Origin of the sequence: Corynebacterium tuscaniense (genome assembly GCF_008693065.1) — a bacterium.
In the GTDB taxonomy this organism is placed as follows: Bacteria; Actinomycetota; Actinomycetes; order Mycobacteriales; family Mycobacteriaceae; genus Corynebacterium; species Corynebacterium tuscaniense.
The window spans coordinates 1-2,715 of sequence record NZ_VXKH01000108.1 but is presented as its reverse complement, the minus strand read 5'-3'; the positions used below and the strand labels follow the sequence as shown (position 1 = coordinate 2,715).

Genomic DNA, 2,715 nt, shown 5'->3' with positions numbered 1-2,715 from the left:
ACGGGTTAACCTCGCGACATGCCGCTGACTCGCAGGCTCATTCTTCAAAAGGCACGCCATCACACACAAGAGGTGCTCTGACGGATTGTAGGCACACAGTTTCAGGAACTATTTCACTCCCCTCCCGGGGTACTTTTCACCATTCCCTCACGGTACTTAATTCACTATCGGTCACACTGAGTATTTAGGCTTACCGGGTGGTCCCGGCAGATTCACAGCAGATTCCACGAGCCCGCTGCTACTCGGGGACACAATCAAGCACACACCACCATGTCTTCACGTACGGGACTCTCACCCACTCCGGTAGACCATCCCAGGCCACTTCCGCTAACACAACAATGCGCACCGGTGCCTGGCAGAACACCACAACCGCACCCCACAACACCGCACACGCAACCCCTGCCAGGTATCACACGCACACGGTTTAGCCTCCTCCACGTTCGCTCGCCGCTACTAGCAGAATCATTCTTATTTTCCTCTCCTGTCGGTACTGAGATGTTTCACTTCCCGACGTCACCTCCCAACCGGCTATGAATTCACCAGCAGGCGACCACACACAACTGTGGCCAGGTTTCCCCATTCGGACACCCTCGGATCAACGCTTTGTTGACAACTCCCCGAGGCATAACGCAGTCTCACACGTCCTTCATCGGCTCAGCATGCCAAGGCATCCACCATGCGCCCTTAAGTAACAAACACAACAACACACACCCCACCACAAAGCAGGACATGCGTTTCGGATACACAACACATACTCACACAAAAAACTCTTCAAAGAAGAAAGATGCTCGCGTCCACTATACAGTTCTCACACACCACACCCACCACCACCAACCACCACACAAACAGTGATCAGCAAACAGTGAGTCACAAACAGGAACAACCACCCACACACACAAAACCAATCATGCATGCGGGCACCATGTGCTGCCCCAGACACCCAACAGTGCACCAACGACCACAAAACAATGCTTGGAAATTTTTACGGTTTGTATCACCTGCCCACTCGACTGGCATCCCACCAGCCAGGTGTGCATCCACCTGGATATTTCACAAACAGTGGCAGCACCACCTTCGGGTACTCAACCACTAACACCCACAACTGTGGGCACACAATAAAAGCTCCTTAGAAAGGAGGTGATCCAGCCGCACCTTCCGGTACGGCTACCTTGTTACGACTTCGTCCCAATCGCCGATCCCACCTTCGACAGCTCCCTAACACGTTTAGGCCACTGGCTTCGGGTGTTACCAACTTTCATGACGTGACGGGCGGTGTGTACAAGGCCCGGGAACGTATTCACCGCAGCGTTGCTGATCTGCGATTACTAGCGACTCCGACTTCATGGGGTCGAGTTGCAGACCCCAATCCGAACTAAGGCCGGCTTTCAGCGATTCGCATCCCCTCACAGAGTAGCTGCGCGTTGTACCGACCATTGTAGCATGTGTGAAGCCCTGGACATAAGGGGCATGATGATTTGACGTCATCCCCACCTTCCTCCGAGTTAACCCCGGCAGTCTCTCATGAGTCCCCAACCAAATGCTGGCAACATAAGACAAGGGTTGCGCTCGTTGCGGGACTTAACCCAACATCTCACGACACGAGCTGACGACAACCATGCACCACCTGTACACCAGCCACAAGGGAAACTACATCTCTGCAGCGATCCGGTGTATGTCAAGCCCAGGTAAGGTTCTTCGCGTTGCATCGAATTAATCCACATGCTCCGCCGCTTGTGCGGGCCCCCGTCAATTCCTTTGAGTTTTAGCCTTGCGGCCGTACTCCCCAGGCGGGGCGCTTAATGCGTTAGCTACGGCACGAACCCCGTGGAAGGGACTCACACCTAGCGCCCACCGTTTACGGCATGGACTACCAGGGTATCTAATCCTGTTCGCTACCCATGCTTTCGCTCCTCAGCGTCAGTTACTGCCCAGAGACCTGCCTTCGCCATCGGTGTTCCTCCTGATATCTGCGCATTCCACCGCTACACCAGGAATTCCAGTCTCCCCTACAGCACTCAAGTTATGCCCGTATCGCCTGCAACCCCACAGTTAAGCTGCGGTATTACACAAACGACGCGACAAACCACCTACGAGCTCTTTACGCCCAGTAATTCCGGACAACGCTCGCACCCTACGTATTACCGCGGCTGCTGGCACGTAGTTAGCCGGTGCTTCTTATCCAGGTACCGTCACATAACGCTTCGTCCCTGGCGAAAGGAGTTTACAACCCGAAGGCCGTCATCCCCCACGCGGCGTCGCTGCATCAGGCTTGCGCCCATTGTGCAATATTCCCCACTGCTGCCTCCCGTAGGAGTCTGGGCCGTATCTCAGTCCCAATGTGGCCGTACACCCTCTCAGGCCGGCTACCCGTCGACGCCTTGGTAGGCCATTACCCCACCAACAAGCTGATAGGCCGCGAGCTCATCCCACACCGAAAAAACTTTCCACCACCGCCACAACACGATGGTCCTATCCGGTATTAGACCCAGTTTCCCAGGCTTATCCCGAAGTGCAGGGCAGATCACCCACGTGTTACTCACCCGTTCGCCACTCGAGCACCCAAGCAAGCTTGGGCCTTTCCGTTCGACTTGCATGTGTTAAGCACGCCGCCAGCGTTCATCCTGAGCCAGGATCAAACTCTCCACAAAAAATCAGTAAAAGATTACCGAGCCGTGAAAAGCCCAAAACCCAACCAAAACAAACCACACCAACACC

General features: G+C 54.7%; 2 rRNA genes. Both read right to left on the bottom strand.

Annotated features, from left to right (window positions below):
- Positions 1–698 (bottom strand): 23S ribosomal RNA (locus tag F4V54_RS10590); the annotation flags it as partial.
- Positions 699–1,130: 432 nt separating this feature from the next.
- Positions 1,131–2,648: ribosomal RNA gene (locus tag F4V54_RS10585) — 16S ribosomal RNA — on the bottom strand.
- Between the last annotated feature and the right edge of the window lie 67 nt (positions 2,649–2,715).